Source organism: Cohnella luojiensis (genome assembly GCF_004564235.1).
Classification (GTDB): Bacteria; Bacillota; Bacilli; order Paenibacillales; family Paenibacillaceae; genus Cohnella; species Cohnella luojiensis.
Genome location: NZ_SOMN01000004.1, coordinates 136308 through 151495, shown reverse-complemented (window position 1 = coordinate 151495; position 15188 = coordinate 136308). Strand labels below are relative to the sequence as shown.

Sequence of the window (15188 nt, the reverse complement as noted above, 5' to 3'; positions counted from 1 at the left end):
TTTTCAAGAAGATGATCGAGTGTCGCGGCGACAATTACGTTCCGATCTTTCCGACCCTGTACGGACAAGGATTGACTTTGCTGCTACTCACGGAAGCGCTAAACTTGAGCCGCACTGGCTCATATCCTACCAGGAAGCCGTTTAAGACGGAGGACAAGAGAAATTCCGATTGCCTTTTGCCGGATTAATCCCTAGGCTAATAGGGAGAACGTCCTGACCGTCATTCCGTTCGCAGGAGGCATCGGCATCATGAGAACGCTTTATCGTTTGTTTTCCCCGCAATCGCTGAAAAGCAGGCTTGCGTTAATCTTAACCGTCGCCACCGTGATTCCTCTCCTTCTGACCGGGTACATTTCCTACCGCTGGATATACATCGTGCAAACCGAGAAAATACAGAAAGATTGGATGGACAGGACGCTTCTGGAAAGAGACGAGTTGGATCGCAAGCTGGACGAGCTGGCCAGAGTATCGCAGCTTCTGGACGTCGAAGGGGGCATCGGTCGCGACGTCGTCCAATTCATTACGAGCGGTACTCCTTACGAGCGTTCGATACTGTATCGGAACATTTCCCAATCGATGGCGAACGTCAATTTCTCGAATCCGAATCTCGGGGTTATGCTCTACTATGCGCTTGGGCGCGAGGAGTCGTTGCTATTCCCGAATACCGACGCTAAGCTCGAATTCAAGCCCGATTCTTTGGATATTTTTTACAAGCAAAAGGCTTTCGTATATTACGGTCCCTATTCTTCGCTGAACGGGAACAAAAACGAGCCCGTGTTCGCGCTTCTTCGCAAGCTGGAGTACGGAAAAGGAACGCCTCTATACGCTTACATCGAGACGAAGGCCGTCGGCCTGGAAACCATGTTCGCGCCCGGGGGGAAATCGCGTTTGGGCGCGGGTCATTCCGTCTATCACGTACTGACGGGCCCGGACGGACAAGTGGCTTACAGCAATCTCGAAAATGAAGCTCGGACCGGAGAACGTTTCACCGTGCCGAAGGGGAGTTACCAGACGTTCCGAGCGGAAGGCGCTCATGGCTGGACGCTGTACCAATTGATCCCGACCGCCGATTATGATCGAGAAATGAACAAATGGTTTGCGCAGTTTATGCTTCTCGCTTCTTTATCGTTGGCGCTCGGAATAGGCTTTGCTTGGCTCATATGGCGGATGGTTTACCGTCCGATACGGATCATCAACCGGGAAATCAGGAGATTCAGCAACCAGCAGCCGTCATCGGGCGTCCCGGCTACCGGACTTACGGAGTTCGACAGGATATTGGACAACTTCGGCCAAATGAGCCACCGCATCTCCGAGTTGATCACGGACGTGGAAGACAAGGAGAAACGCAGAGGGGAATTGGAAGTGGAAAAACTGCTGGTGCAGATCAATCCGCATTTTCTTCACAACACTCTGAACACGATCCAATGGCTGGCGCGCATTCAGGGACAGGAGAACATCGCGAAGCTGGTGTCGATTTTTACCCGTGTTCTGCATTATAATCTCGGCAAGAAGAATATTATCGTTACCGTTCGCGAGGAAGTCGATGCGGTTCGTGACTATATCGATCTCCAGAACATTCGCTACGACCATTCGTTTAACGTTGTCCTGGACGTGGAAACGGAGTCGTTAGACGTCCTTATTCCTCGTTTCATTCTGCAGCCTTTAGTGGAAAATGCGTTATACCACGGGTTCGAAGAGGACGAAGGTGGTGCGATCGAGGTGAGCATCACGAAGGAAAAGAACTTCATCCTGCTGCGCGTCCGGGATAACGGCAGGGGAATGCCGGAGGACAAGCAGAAAGAGTTGTTCGAGGATGAAGACGAGCAACTGCGGAAATCGGGACTTGGAATCGGACTTCGTTACGTGAAAAAGATGCTGACTGTTTATTACGGTTCAAAGTCGGAGTTAAAAGTCGAGAGCGGCATCGGACTAGGAACGACGATATCGATTAAGCTTCCCGATACTTTGGAAGGAGCGGAGGCGCTTGATACAGGCTCTGATCGTGGATGATGAAAGCTTGGTGCGCAAAGGGCTAAGGCTCTTGTTCCCTTGGGAGAAATACGGGATAGAGATCGCCGGGGAGACGGCAACCGGAGAGAAAGCGATGGAATTCCTTCGCCGTCAACCCGTCCAGCTTCTGATGACCGATATCACGATGCCGGGCATGTCCGGTATCGAGCTGACCAAGCAAGCCCAAGAGCTCGATCCGTCGCTTAACGTCGTCATACTGACCTGCCATCAGGATTTCGAGTTCATCCAAGAAGCACTGCGGCTCGGAGCGATAGATTATATCGTCAAGACGCAGCTGGAGGAGCTCGATCTCGACAAGACGCTGGAACGAATCGTGAAGGCGGTTAACCGGAAGAAGGACGCAAAGGCTGTCTCCGTTGCGGGAGCGCCCGATCTGCACCGGCTCGCCGATGCGACGGCAGGCGTGCAATGGATCGTGGACGACGAGATGTTCGATGCGTTAGTCGGTGCGCTTTCCGCGGGAGGAGCCGCAAACGATATCGTTGCCGTGATGAATGAGGCGATGGAGCGATGGCGGCGGAGCTTCCCGGCATTCGACTGGGAGGCGATCGCCTCGTCCCCGGCATCCGCGGGAGCATCGGAACGATGGTTGAACGAGATCCGTTCGGAAGTGGGAGCTTGGTTGCGGAAATCGGCTTATTCAGAGGACGTTATCCGTTCGATCCTCAAGGCGGTCGACAGGATTGCGGAGCAACCGGGGACGCAAGTTAAGCAAGAGGAAATAAGCCGATCGGTGAATTTAAGCAAAAGCTACTTCAGCACGAGCTTCCGCGACATCACCCGAATGACGTTCAGTCATTTCCTGCAGGCAACCAGCGTATACGCGGCGCGCGATCTGCTGGAATCGACGAACCACCCCGTCTATTGGATCGCCGAAAGGTGCGGGTTCTCTGACCAGCGCCATTTCAGCAAGCTATTCAAGGAGCAAACGGGCTTTCTGCCAAGCGAATACAGGCAGCGGCATATGGAACGGAACTGAAGGCTCCTCATAACCGGAAGCGAATGGCGGCATTTGCCGCTCCGCTTCCTTTTTTGGTTGTTCGGCAGGCGGAGAAGGGGCGGTAAAAGCGACGGCTATATCAGCGGAACGTGGTTCCGCTATTATAGCCCGTAAGAAGTTTATCCTGCTTGCAGGTGACGCTTTCTGCGAAATAGCCGTTTCTGGCGCGGGTATTTGGTTGGTCGGAGGCACTTTCTGCGAAATAGCCGTTTCTGGCGCGGGTATTTGGTTGGTCGGAGGCACATTCTGCGAAATAGCCGTTTCTGGCACGGGTATTTGGTTGGTCGGAGGCACTTTCTGCGAAATAGCCGTTTCTGGCGCGGGTATTTGGTTGGTCGGAGGCGAACAGGTGGGGTTATTTTCTTCAATCGGGGGGACGATGATTGCGAACGAGTGGTTTTCCTCGAATAATAGCGGCAGCAATCCGGGAAACCAACCGCTCACGGAGTCGTGCAATCGCTTGCTATACTGAACTTGCAAGTGAAGTGACACTTAGGATAAGGGGATGTCCGACAATATGAAAGCCCAAAAAGGAATCGCTTTGCTGCTGTCATCCGTTCTTGTTATGACGCTTGCGGCTTGCTCCGGCGGAAACGAAGAGAACAACGCCTCGAGCACCGCGTCCGGATCCGCTCCGGCTAGCGGCAGTCCCAGCGCATCGGCTTCCGCACCCGCGGATCCGCTTGGCGCCTATTCGCCTCCGATCGAAGTCACGGCTGTCCGCTCGATCACGGAAGGAATGAAATTCAACGAGGGAGAAGCGATCGACAATAACGTCTGGTCCCGCGCTTATGAGAGCGAGCTCGGCATCAAGGTAAAATACGATTGGACGACTCCCGCCGCGCAATACGACCAGAAGCTGAACATCTCTATTGCCTCGAACGACTTGCCGGATATAACGCCGGTTAACGCCGCGCAGCTGAAGAGGTTGGTCGAAGACGACCAATTGGAAGATTTGACTTCGCTGTACGAGCAATACGGCTCGGAACTCACCAAGAAAATCATGGGCGAGGACGGGGGCAACGCGATCAAGTCGGCCACGTTCGACGGTAAGCTTTACGCCCTGCCGAACATGAGCTCCGGAATCGGGCAGACTCACGTGCTGTGGGTGCGGACGGATTGGCTCGAGAAGCTGGGTTTGCCCGAGCCGAAGACGATGGACGACGTCGTGAACACGGCGAAGTCGTTCGTTACCGGAGATCCTGACGGAAACGGCAAACCGGACACTTACGGCCTGGGCATCAACAAAGATATTTTCGGCTTCTATGCCGCCATGGACGGTTTCTTTAACGGATATCACGCTTATCCAAACACATGGGTGAAGGACGCATCGGGCAAGCTCGTAAACGGAAGCGTCCTGCCGGAAACGAAGACGGCGCTGCAGAAGCTGCAGGAGATGTACAAAGACGGATTGCTGGACAAGGAATTCGGCACGAAAGACGCCTCCAAGGTTAGCGAATCCGCGAACGCCGGCAAGTTAGGCATGTATTACGGTTACTTCTGGAACGTTGGCTGGCAGCAGGACGGCAAGAACGCCGATCCGAAAATGGAGTGGAAACCTCTTCCGTTGCCTACGGCCGACGCGGAGCCTGCCAAAGCGCAAGTTCCGTTCGCCATCAGCACTTATTACGTCGTCAAGAAAGGGGCGGAGAATCCGGAAGCCGCGATCAAGCTGCTTAACTTCGACTTGGAGAAGCTTTGGGGCGCAACGGCTCAACCGGACGTCTACAACGTCGATAAGAACGGAGTCGCGACGTTCAGTTTCGCCCTTCTCTACGGGGAAGCGCCGCGCAAAAATCTCGATGCCCATCTGAACGTCGTCAAAGCGCTTGAGTCGAACGATCCGTCTCCGCTGAACGCGGAAGAGAAGCTGTACTACGATAACATCGTTGCCTATCGCGGCGGAGACGTCAAAATGTGGGGCAACGAAAGAATGTACGGACCCGAAGGCTCGCTATCGGTTCTCCAAGGGTATTCCTCTAATGGCAATCTCGTCGACGACGCTTACTTCGGAGCTCCGACGCAAGGAATGACGGACAACAAAGCGACGTTGCAGAAGCTGCAGCTCGAAACGTTCACTCGCATCATCATGAACGGCTCCATCGACGAATTCGATAAGTTCGTTACGCAGTGGAGCGATTTGGGCGGCCAAACGATTACCGACGAAGTGAATGAATGGCAGGCGACCCAATAAGGGATATCCTCTTGCCGGCAAGGAAAAGGCGGTGTTGACATGAGGCGCAGGACAATCCGGGAGCTGCCTTTCCACTTGATGATTTTACCGGGCTTTCTGCTGGTGCTCGTCTATAGCTACTTTCCGATGGCGGGCATCATGATGGCTTTCGAGAAGCTTTCGCCGACCAAGGGGATGTTCCTGTCCCCTTGGGTCAGTTGGAAGAACTTCGAGTACATGCTCCATCTGCCCGGCATTGCCGGCGTCCTATGGAACACCGTCTTTATCGCGGGGATGAAGATGGCCATGGGCATCGTCGTGCCGGTTACCTTCGCGCTTATGCTGAACGAAGCCCGCAACCGGTTGTTCAAGCGTAGCGTGCAGACGATTATTTATTTTCCGCACTTTTTGTCCTGGGTTATACTCAGCGGAATTCTGATCGATATTTTGTCGCCTTCGACGGGTATCGTCAATGCGGCGCTCGGCTCTTTGGGCATCCCTTCGGTCTATTTTCTGGGAGATCCGGATTGGTTCCCTTTCACGCTCGTCATCTCCGACGTTTGGAAGGAGTTCGGATACGGCACGATCGTTTACCTTGCCGCGCTGGCCGGAATCAATCCGGCATTGTACGAGGCCGCGGCGATCGACGGGGCGGGCAGAATCCGGCAAACATGGAACGTCACGCTGCCGAGCCTGCTGCCTATGATCATGCTTATGTCGATCTTAAGCCTCGGCAACGTGCTGAATGCGGGATTCGAGCAGGTATTCAACCTTTATAGCGCCCAAGTCTATCGGACGGGAGACATCATCGATACGCTCGTCTATCGGATCGGGGTGGAGAATGCCAATTACGGCGTCGCTACGGCGGTCGGATTGTTCAAATCGGTCGTTTCCTTCGTCATGGTCGGTACTTCTTATCTGCTGGCTTACAGGCTGACGAACTACCGGATTTTCTAACGAAATGTGGGATGACAATGATTAAACGAGCTTCCATGGGCAGACGCGCGTTCGTCGTGATGAATTATTTGTTTTTGGCGGCCATTGCCGCAGCTTGTTTGTTTCCGCTCGTCAACGTTCTCGCGATCTCCTTCAGCGCGAGCTCGGCCGTCGGCGCGGGAGAGGTCAAGCTGTGGCCGATCGGCTTTAACCTGAAATCGTACGAATTCGTGCTCGGCAAGCCGGAGTTCGCCAATGCGTTCCTCATCTCCTTGGAGAGGGTCGCAGTCGGCGTGCCTGTCAATATGCTTCTTACCATTCTCGTTGCTTACCCGCTGTCGCGGGAACGGAAGGATTTTCGCTTTCGCAACGCTTACGCATGGTATTTCGTCGTCACGATTTTATTTAGCGGCGGACTTATTCCTTGGTATATGACCATTAAATCTACGGGAATCATCGACTCGTTCTGGGCGTTGATCCTTCCGGGAGCCGTGCCCGTATTCAACGTCATCCTGCTATTGAACTTTTTCAAAACGATACCGGAAGAAATTGAGGAAGCGGCGCTAATGGACGGTGCCGGCCGCTGGCAAGCGCTCTGGAAAATCGCCGTGCCTCTTTCCGCACCGGCCATCGCGACGTTGACTTTATTCTGCATCGTAACCCATTGGAATTCGTGGTTCGAGGGGCTTATTCTAATGAACAGCCCGGATAATTATCCGTTGCAAAGCTATCTGCAGACCGTAATCGTCAACCGAGATATGTCGCTTATATCCGCGGCCGAATTGGCCAGGTGGTCGGAAATATCCGATCGCACCTCGAAGGCGGCGCAAGTATTCGTGGCTATGGTTCCCGTGCTGCTCGTGTACCCGTTCCTTCAGAAGTATTTTGCCGAGGGTATCGTTATGGGAAGCGTCAAAGGCTAAAGGCTAGGCCGTCAAGCTAGAGCCATTATTCATACGGACTATAAAGGAGTAGAGAGAAACGATGCTAAAAATCGCATTCATCGGAGCGGGAAGCACGATTTTCGCCAAAAACGTGCTCGGAGACTGCATGATGACGCCCGCGCTTGCCGAGGCTCATATCGCCCTTCACGACATCGATCTGGCGAGGCTGAAGGAATCGGAAAAAATGCTGCAAACCCTCAATCGCAATAACGGCGGTAAAGCGACCGTCACGTCTTACGCCGACCGGAGGGAAGCGCTCAAGGGAGCGACCTACGTCGTCAACGCGATTACCGCCGGAGCGTATGAGCCTTGGATTCGCGGCGATCACGAAAATCCGCGAAAATACGGCTTGAAGCAAACGTATGCCGATACTCTCGGAGTGGGCGGATTGTTCCGTGGACTGAGAACGGTCGGGGCGATGTTCGACTTCGCTAAAGATATCGAAGAGTTGTGCCCGGATGCCTGGTTCTTGAACTACACGAATCCGATGGCGATACTGACGGGCGCGATGCTGAGAGGCACCGGCGTCAAAACCGTCGGTCTCTGCCATAGCGTTCAGGTGTGCGCGAAGGAGCTGCTCGAAGGACTCGGTATGAACGCGGAGGACGTTCGTTGGAAAATAGCCGGCATCAACCACCAAGCTTGGCTGCTGGATATTAACCGAGACGGAGTCGACCTCTACCCGGAAATCAAGCGCCGCGCGGCCGCTCGCCCAGGCCCGCACGACGACATGGTCCGCTACGAAATCATGAATACGTTCGGGTACTACGTGACCGAGTCGAGCATGCACGGAGCCGAGTACGTGCCGTACTTCATCAAGAACGCGTATCCCGAGCTGCTGGAGAAGTACAATATTCCTACCGAGAATTACAAAGGATGGGGAACCAGCAATAAGGACTATTGGGATAAGGTCATGGATGGTTTGGTCAACGATTCCAATCTGACCCATACGCGGACCCACGAATACGCTTCGTATATTATGGAGGCGATGGAAACGAACGTACCGTATAAGATCGCCGGCAACGTGCTGAACACGGGCGGATTGATCTCGAACTTGCCGGAGGAGGCTTGCGTCGAGGTATCCTGCCTCGTCGACGCGGACGGCATCACTCCGACCCGTTACGGCGCGCTCCCCCAGCAGCTTGCCGCGCTCAACCGGACGAATATCAATATGCAGCTGCTCGCGGTGGAAGCGGCTTTGACCGGCAAGCGTGAACCGGTCTATTACGCCGCGCTGCTCGATCCGCATACGTCCGCGGAGCTGCCGATCGATAAAATCAAAGCGCTCGTCGACGAGATGTTCGAAGTAAACGCGAGCTGGCTGACAGCCTTCAAGTAATCTCGGGGCTATTTAAGTAAAAAGAGGCTGATCCACTAGTAACTTGTGGATCGGCTCTTTTGCGTAGTTGCTATACGAAGGCAGGAACGTGGGGTATACTTTTCAAGTACGGAAACGAAAAGGAAGTGAGTAAATATGATCGATATAACCGTTCCAACGCCCGACGTGACCATTTACAAACAGGCGGATCCCAAAGAAAGCAACATATACGGCTTTACCGAATTCCACCTGATCTCCAGGGAAGTGGGCGGAATTTTTATGTTTTACGACGATAAGGGAGATTTATTATACGTAGGCAAGGCAAGGAAGCTGAGACCAAGAATAAAGAAGCATTTCGAGGATACCGTCTCCGATATTAAAAACCATAGGGACGAAGTGGCTAAAATCGAAGTTTGCATCGTCGAGGATCCCGTTCATAGAGAGATTTACGAAACGTACATCATTAACGAATTCAAGGCCAAATACAACGTGGACAAGGTTTTGTACAGGTAAATATGCGTAATAAGACAGGAGAAACAATGACATTTCACGACTTGCAAATCGTCCCTTCCATTCTTAAAGCTCTGAGCATGGAGAACTATACGGCCCCGACGCCGATACAAGAACAGTCGATTCCGGCCGTGTTGGCAGGCAGGGACTTATTGGGCTGCGCCCAAACCGGAACGGGCAAGACGGCCGCGTTCGCGTTGCCTATTATCCAACTTTTGAGCGAGAAGCCGAGCAAACCGAGTTCGCATCGCCCTATTCGTTCATTGATTTTAACGCCGACCAGGGAACTCGCTATTCAGATCGACGATAACGTTAAGGCATATAGCCGTTTCACCGACTTGCGCTGCGCGGTCATCGTTGGCGGCGTTTCGCAGAAGGATCAAGAGCGGGCGCTTAATCGCGGCGCGGATATCGTGATCGCCACTCCCGGCAGACTCATGGATTTGTTGAATCAGAACCTGATCCAGCTTCGGCACGTTCAGGTGTTGGTGCTTGACGAGGCCGATAGAATGCTGGACATGGGCTTTATCAACGACGTGAAGAAAATCATCTCGAAGATGCCTGCCCAGAGACAAACCCTATTTTTCTCGGCTACCATGCCTGCGGAAATCGCCAATCTGGTTAAAACTTTGCTGGTTAATCCGGTAAAAGTGGAAATCACGCCCGTGTCTTCTACGGTGGATAGGATAGAGCAATCGGTTTATAAGGTGGACAAGGAAAACAAGATGAACCTGCTGGTTCACCTGCTGCAGGACAAATCCATCGTTTCCGCTTTGGTGTTTACCCGGACCAAGCACGGCGCGGATCGGGTCGTGCGCGGACTAACCAAGGCGAATATATCCGCTCAGGCCATCCATGGGAACAAATCGCAGAATGCCCGGCAGGCCGCGTTGAACAATTTCAAGAGCGGAGCGACTCGCGTCATGGTGGCTACCGATATCGCCGCTCGGGGAATCGATATCGACGAGCTGTCCCACGTGATCAACTTCAATCTCCCCAATATTTCGGAAACCTACGTTCACCGGATCGGACGAACAGGAAGGGCGGGACTCAGCGGGACCGCGATCTCTTTCTGCGAGACGGAGGAACTGCCATATCTTAAGGATATCGAGAAAGTGATCAAGAAGAAGATTCCCGTCGTGGAGGACCATCCATATCCGATGTTGGGCGTGACCGTGGCTGTTAAGGCGGAAACGCCAAATGCATCGCCCGTTCGGAACAAAGCTAGAAATTGAACTGAATTATGGGGTTCTTTAATCATCGGAGAACCATACAGTCCGTGAAGATGTAAACTTATTTTGGCGCACTTACTGAAAAGAACATGTAAAAAGAGACCATAAAAATGGTCTCTTTTTACATGTTTTCTTATATGCGACCTTCAGATGAAGAAATCTCCGCATTGCAGAGAATTGACTGCCTGAAAATGAGGAAAATTGTACCAAGTAGAACTTAATTGTACCTACCATGTAAATAAAAAAACTGCTACAATTTTTATGTAAGCGCTTTCATTAAAATAATAAAGGAGATGAATTAATGTGAATGTATTGTTGAAAAAAACTCGGTTATTGCTCTTGGTTTTTATTTTCTTTACCGCACAGTTTGGACACGTAATTCCGATTCTGAATGAAACGAATGTCGTGAAAGCAGCCGATAACGGACTGGGCGCAAAACCGTATATGGGGTGGAGTAGTTTTAGTATGCAAGTTTTTACCGGCAACAGCCAGATTATAAACGCAGCCAATCTTATCGCACAATCCAACGCAATGAAGACGACCCTTCAACCCTATGGATATAAATATATCAATGTAGATGCAGGTTGGAACGGCGGCACGGACGGATATGGTAGACCTATTCCGAGCACTACCTTATATCCTAACGGACTTCAGGCTGTCATAGATCATGTACACAATAACGGACAAAAATTTGGTCTCTATATGATCCCGGGTTTGGGAAAAAACATTTACGATGCCGATTTACCGATATACGGTACCACATGTACGGCGCGGGACATTGCTTACCAGCCGTTAACGAAAGGGGATTATTGGGATTTTACTTATAGAATTGATTTCTCAAACCCTTGCGCTCAGAGTTATATCAATTCTATTGCAGACCTGCTTGGACAATGGGGCGTCGATTTTCTGAAATTCGACAGCGTAACGCCCGGCTCCGGCATAAGCGACCTATCTCTTGATGCTCGGGATGACGTCAAGGCCTGGTCTCAGGCGCTGGCTCCGCACAACATCTGGCTTGAATTATCATGGGCATTGGATATTAACTATATCGACTACTGGAAACAATACGCGAACGGCTGGCGTGTGGATTGGGATGTCGAATGTTATTGTACGGGTGCTTTAACCACATGGAACAACATTGCACGGCTTTTCCCGAGAGCCGCGCAATGGTGGCGGCATGCGGGCCCTGGAGGATGGAACGATTTCGATTCCCTGAATGTAGGCAATGGCGCAATGGACGGCATCACGCAGGACGAACGTCGTACAGCGATGACGTTATGGGCGATGTCGTCGGCCCCCTTGTATATTGGCAACGACATGACCAACCTGGACAGCTTTGGTATCGGTTTGTTGACCAACGATGAAGTGATCGCTGTCCATCAGGCTGGCCGCCCTGCGCATCCTGTGTCCACGGAGTCCGATCAGCAGGCTTGGTATGTGAATAACGGCGATGGGAGTTACACCGTCGCGTTGTTTAACCTCGGAAGTTCATCTGCAACGGTTAACGTCAATTGGAACGATATCGGCTTAAACGGCTCCGCTACCGTCCGGGATCTTTGGAGTCATACGGATCTTGGAACTTTCGCCACCGGATACAGCTCGGTAAATCTGCCTTCGCACGCTTCGCGATTGTTCAAAGTTGTGGCCCAAGGCGGACCCGTTACCGCCAATGACGACGAACCCGGGACGAAATACACGGGCGCTTGGGTGCGAAACGGAGGCAAGGAATTCAGGGGAGAACCGCAGAATCTTGTCGTTCAAATAAACGATGCAAGCAAACCGAACAGTACGATTAGCCCGACGACGGGAAGCTTTAATAAGGCTAGCCAGCTTGATCTCAACACTACGATGACACTAAATGGAAATTCTCTGGTCAACATTAAAAATGGAGCAACAACATTGGTGTCTGGTATTAATTACACGGTGTCAGGCAACCTTGTCACCTTCAAAAAGGAATACCTAAGTACCCGACCAAATGGTATAACCCAACTGATTTTTAACTTCAGTTCGGGGAAACCGCAGTACTATTCGATCCTGGTAAAGGACACGACGGTGACGATAAATAACAGTACCGTCACCCCGGTTGCGGCAAGCTTCGATAAGAACGAAACGGAACAGGATGATGTAAGGCTGACGATCGCACTTAACGGAAATCAGTTGAGCAGCATAGCACACGATGGAACCGCATTGGTGCAAGGTACCCATTATACGGTGTGGGACAACGAGGTTACGATCAAGAAGGAATACCTTGTAACCAAGCCGCTGGGGACATCAGATTTAACGTTCACCTTTAGCGCGGGCACTGCACGAACCATTGCCCTAATCGTAAGGGACTCGTCCATGGGAGGTTCTAAATCTCTAAACGATACGCATTCGTCGATTACGTATACGGGCACTTGGCCCCACAGCTTTAACAGGGGATTCGGGGATTTCATGGATGACGTGCATTTCACCGAGGCAAACGGCAATTCCTTTGAACATACGTTTAATGGAACGGGAGTCGAAGTCGTTACGGAATTGGATACCGCCCAGGGCAATATCGATTTCTATGTGGACGGTCTGCTCAAAAAAACCGTTGGCACATTGGACCTCGACAGAAGCACCCAAAAAATCGTGTACAACATTACGGGACTGGCAAACGGGTCTCATACCATTAAGGGCGTAAAAACATCGGGAGTGTTCATGTTATTGGATAAAGTTAGGGTGAGTCTGCCCGATTTGATTAGCCCCATAACGGCCATTTTTGATAAGGCGCTTCAGACAGATGTCGCATTCACAACGACCATTACCGGAGTAAGCAGCATTACAAACGGTGCGGCAGCGTTGGGGGTAGGCACCGATTACACGGTGTCAGGCAACACGGTCACCATCAAGAAGGGATACCTTGCAGCCCAGCCGAATGGTAAAATCTACCTGACCTTTAACTTCACCGGCGGAGAGACACAGAATCTCGTCATGACGGTAAAAGATTCAGCGGCATCGAACAGCACCATCAGCCCCGCTGCAAGCAGCTTTGATAAGAAAGAAACGGCACAGGCAGATGTCTCAACCACGATAACGCTTAATGGGAATACCTTAAGCAGTATAGCGAACCGTGGAACCGTTTTGGTCTCAGGTACCGATTACACGGTGTCAGGCAACAATGTCACCATCAAGAAGGGATACCTTGCAGCCCAACCGAAGGGAACAACGAAACTGACTTTTAACTTCAGTGCGGGAGATCCGCAGACGTTAATGATCACAATAAGCGATACATCGCCGCCGAGCAGCGCTCTCAGCCCGACTACGGTAAGAGTCGATCAAATGGCAACGGTACTGGTTGATGCCTCAACCATGATGACGCTTAACGGAAATACTTTAAGCAGCATCAAAAACGGTGGAACCACATTGGTCGAAGGCACCGACTACACGTTATGGGAGAATCATGTCATCATCAAGAAGGCATACCTTGCAGCCCTGCCGAAGGGAACAACCAATCTCACTTTCATTTTCAGCGCGGGAAAGGCGCAGAATCTTGCCCTCGTCATAAGCGACACATCCAGAGGACGCTATGAGTCCTTCAATGACGATAATAGCCGGATTTCATACAAGGGTACTTGGTATTCAAGTAAAAACAGAGGATTTGGGGATTACGCGGATGATGTGCATTGGACCGAGAAGAACGGCGATTCCTTTGAATTTACGTTTAAGGGAACCGGTATTGAACTGATCTCGGAAACGGATCCGGCAACGGGGGATATGGATATCTACGTGGACGATCAGTTCAAACAAACCATCAGCACCTCTAGCAAAGTCAGTAACCAACCTCAAATAGTTGTGTACAGCTTAAACGGATTGTCCGATGATACTCATAAAGTCAAGGCTGTGAAGAAATCGGGATCATTTATGGTGTTGGATCGATTGAAAGTTGTATTGCCGGATGTAATCAGCCCGGATACTGCGAGCTTTGAAAAGACGAATCAGGTCGATATAACGGCAACGTTGACAACCGACCCAAGCAACTTAATCGGCATAACCAATGGCGGAACTGCGCTGGTCCAGGGCACCGATTACACGGTCTCAGGCAACCAGGTCACCATCAAGAAGGGGTTTCTTGCAACACAACCGATGGGAGCCGCCAATCTGACCTTCTCCATCCGCGGGGATTATCAGAATGACGTACACTATACAAGCACGAACGGCGATTCCTTTGAGTACACGTTTACAGGATACGGAATTGATTTCGTTACGGCCAAGGGTCCCTTGCAGGGTGATGTGGATATTTACGTAGACGACGTGTTTAAACAAACGGTAAGTACGTATAACGCCAGTAGACTAACCCAACAAACCGTATATAGCATTACAGGGCTCTCCAATGGTACACATAAAATCAAGGGAGTGAAGAAATCCGGAACTTATATGTTGGTCGATAGCTTTAAAATCGCTGTACCTGCAAACGTTAATTATGCCATTACGGATGGTTGGGATCAAAAGAACGGTAAGACATTGGTTGAAGACTCAAAAGTGTACACCGTAATTTCGATTGACGACACTTATTTCGAGGTGGAAAAGGGAGGATACTATGTGGCCTTAAAGGCGGCTGCTGCCAACATTCCTCCCGGAGCTACCATCACGAATGCGGTGTGGAAGCTTCACCATTCCGAAGAGAGCGGTTTTGGAAACGGCAAAATTACGATCAAGCTCGGTTCCAACTTTACCGCGAGCCGGGGCGCCTCAGGGGTGACTTATGCAACCGACAGCACTGTACCGATTCTGACTTCCAAAGGCGAATATCAGTGGAATGTGACCTCCTTCATCACGAACAGTATAGCCAATGGAGGCGCCGAACTCTTGGTGTACAATAACGACAGTAACAAGAAGATAAGAGTGGACAGAGCGATTCTCGAGATTACCTATAACAAGTAACATTTCTTTATCTGGGTGTCCCGCGTTTCCATAGCGGGTACCGGTAAGGCAATTCACGTAAACGTCAAACAGCCCTCATCTTGGTAACAAGGTGGGGGCTGTTTGACGTTTACTAATATAAAGGGGATATCCCGCCTTC

At 51.4% G+C, this 15188-nt stretch carries 10 protein-coding genes; all 10 read left to right on the top strand.

Going from position 1 to position 15188, the window contains the following annotated elements; translation table 11 throughout:
• The first annotated feature begins 249 nt into the window (after positions 1 to 249).
• Positions 250 to 2010: a sensor histidine kinase gene (locus E2980_RS05680; protein ID WP_135151172.1), complete on the top strand. Its 1761-nt coding sequence runs from the start codon at positions 250 to 252 to the stop codon at positions 2008 to 2010.
• The gene (locus E2980_RS05675; protein WP_135151171.1) at positions 1985 to 3010 is read left to right on the top strand and encodes a response regulator; all 1026 of its coding nucleotides are present in this window, start codon (positions 1985 to 1987) and stop codon (positions 3008 to 3010) included. The genes E2980_RS05680 and E2980_RS05675 overlap by 26 nt, the downstream gene beginning before the upstream one ends.
• 199 nt (positions 3011 to 3209) lie before the next feature.
• Positions 3210 to 3503, top strand: a complete 294-nt coding sequence (locus tag E2980_RS05670) for a hypothetical protein (protein WP_135151170.1) — start codon at positions 3210 to 3212, stop codon at positions 3501 to 3503.
• Positions 3504 to 3548: 45 nt separating this feature from the next.
• Positions 3549 to 5225, top strand: a complete 1677-nt coding sequence (locus tag E2980_RS05665; RefSeq protein WP_167746993.1) for an extracellular solute-binding protein — start codon at positions 3549 to 3551, stop codon at positions 5223 to 5225.
• 39 nt (positions 5226 to 5264) lie between these two features.
• The gene (locus tag E2980_RS05660) at positions 5265 to 6161 is read left to right on the top strand and encodes an ABC transporter permease (protein WP_135151168.1); all 897 of its coding nucleotides are present in this window, start codon (positions 5265 to 5267) and stop codon (positions 6159 to 6161) included.
• A gap of 17 nt (positions 6162 to 6178) precedes the next feature.
• Positions 6179 to 7063 carry a carbohydrate ABC transporter permease gene (locus tag E2980_RS05655; RefSeq protein ID WP_135151167.1) on the top strand — a complete coding sequence of 295 codons (885 nt, stop codon included), beginning with the start codon at positions 6179 to 6181 and terminating at the stop codon, positions 7061 to 7063.
• 61 nt (positions 7064 to 7124) lie between these two features.
• Positions 7125 to 8423, top strand: coding sequence for an alpha-glucosidase/alpha-galactosidase (gene melA, locus E2980_RS05650; protein WP_135151166.1), 1299 nt, complete (start codon positions 7125 to 7127; stop codon positions 8421 to 8423).
• A 135-nt stretch (positions 8424 to 8558) separates the two neighbouring features.
• Positions 8559 to 8915, top strand: a complete 357-nt coding sequence (locus E2980_RS05645; protein WP_135151165.1) for a nucleotide excision repair endonuclease — start codon at positions 8559 to 8561, stop codon at positions 8913 to 8915.
• A 26-nt stretch (positions 8916 to 8941) separates the two neighbouring features.
• Positions 8942 to 10147 carry a DEAD/DEAH box helicase gene (locus tag E2980_RS05640; protein ID WP_135151164.1) on the top strand — a complete coding sequence of 402 codons (1206 nt, stop codon included), beginning with the start codon at positions 8942 to 8944 and terminating at the stop codon, positions 10145 to 10147.
• Positions 10148 to 10447: 300 nt separating this feature from the next.
• Positions 10448 to 15049, top strand: a complete 4602-nt coding sequence (locus E2980_RS24570; protein ID WP_135151163.1) for a X2-like carbohydrate binding domain-containing protein — start codon at positions 10448 to 10450, stop codon at positions 15047 to 15049.
• The last annotated feature ends 139 nt before the right edge of the window (positions 15050 to 15188 follow it).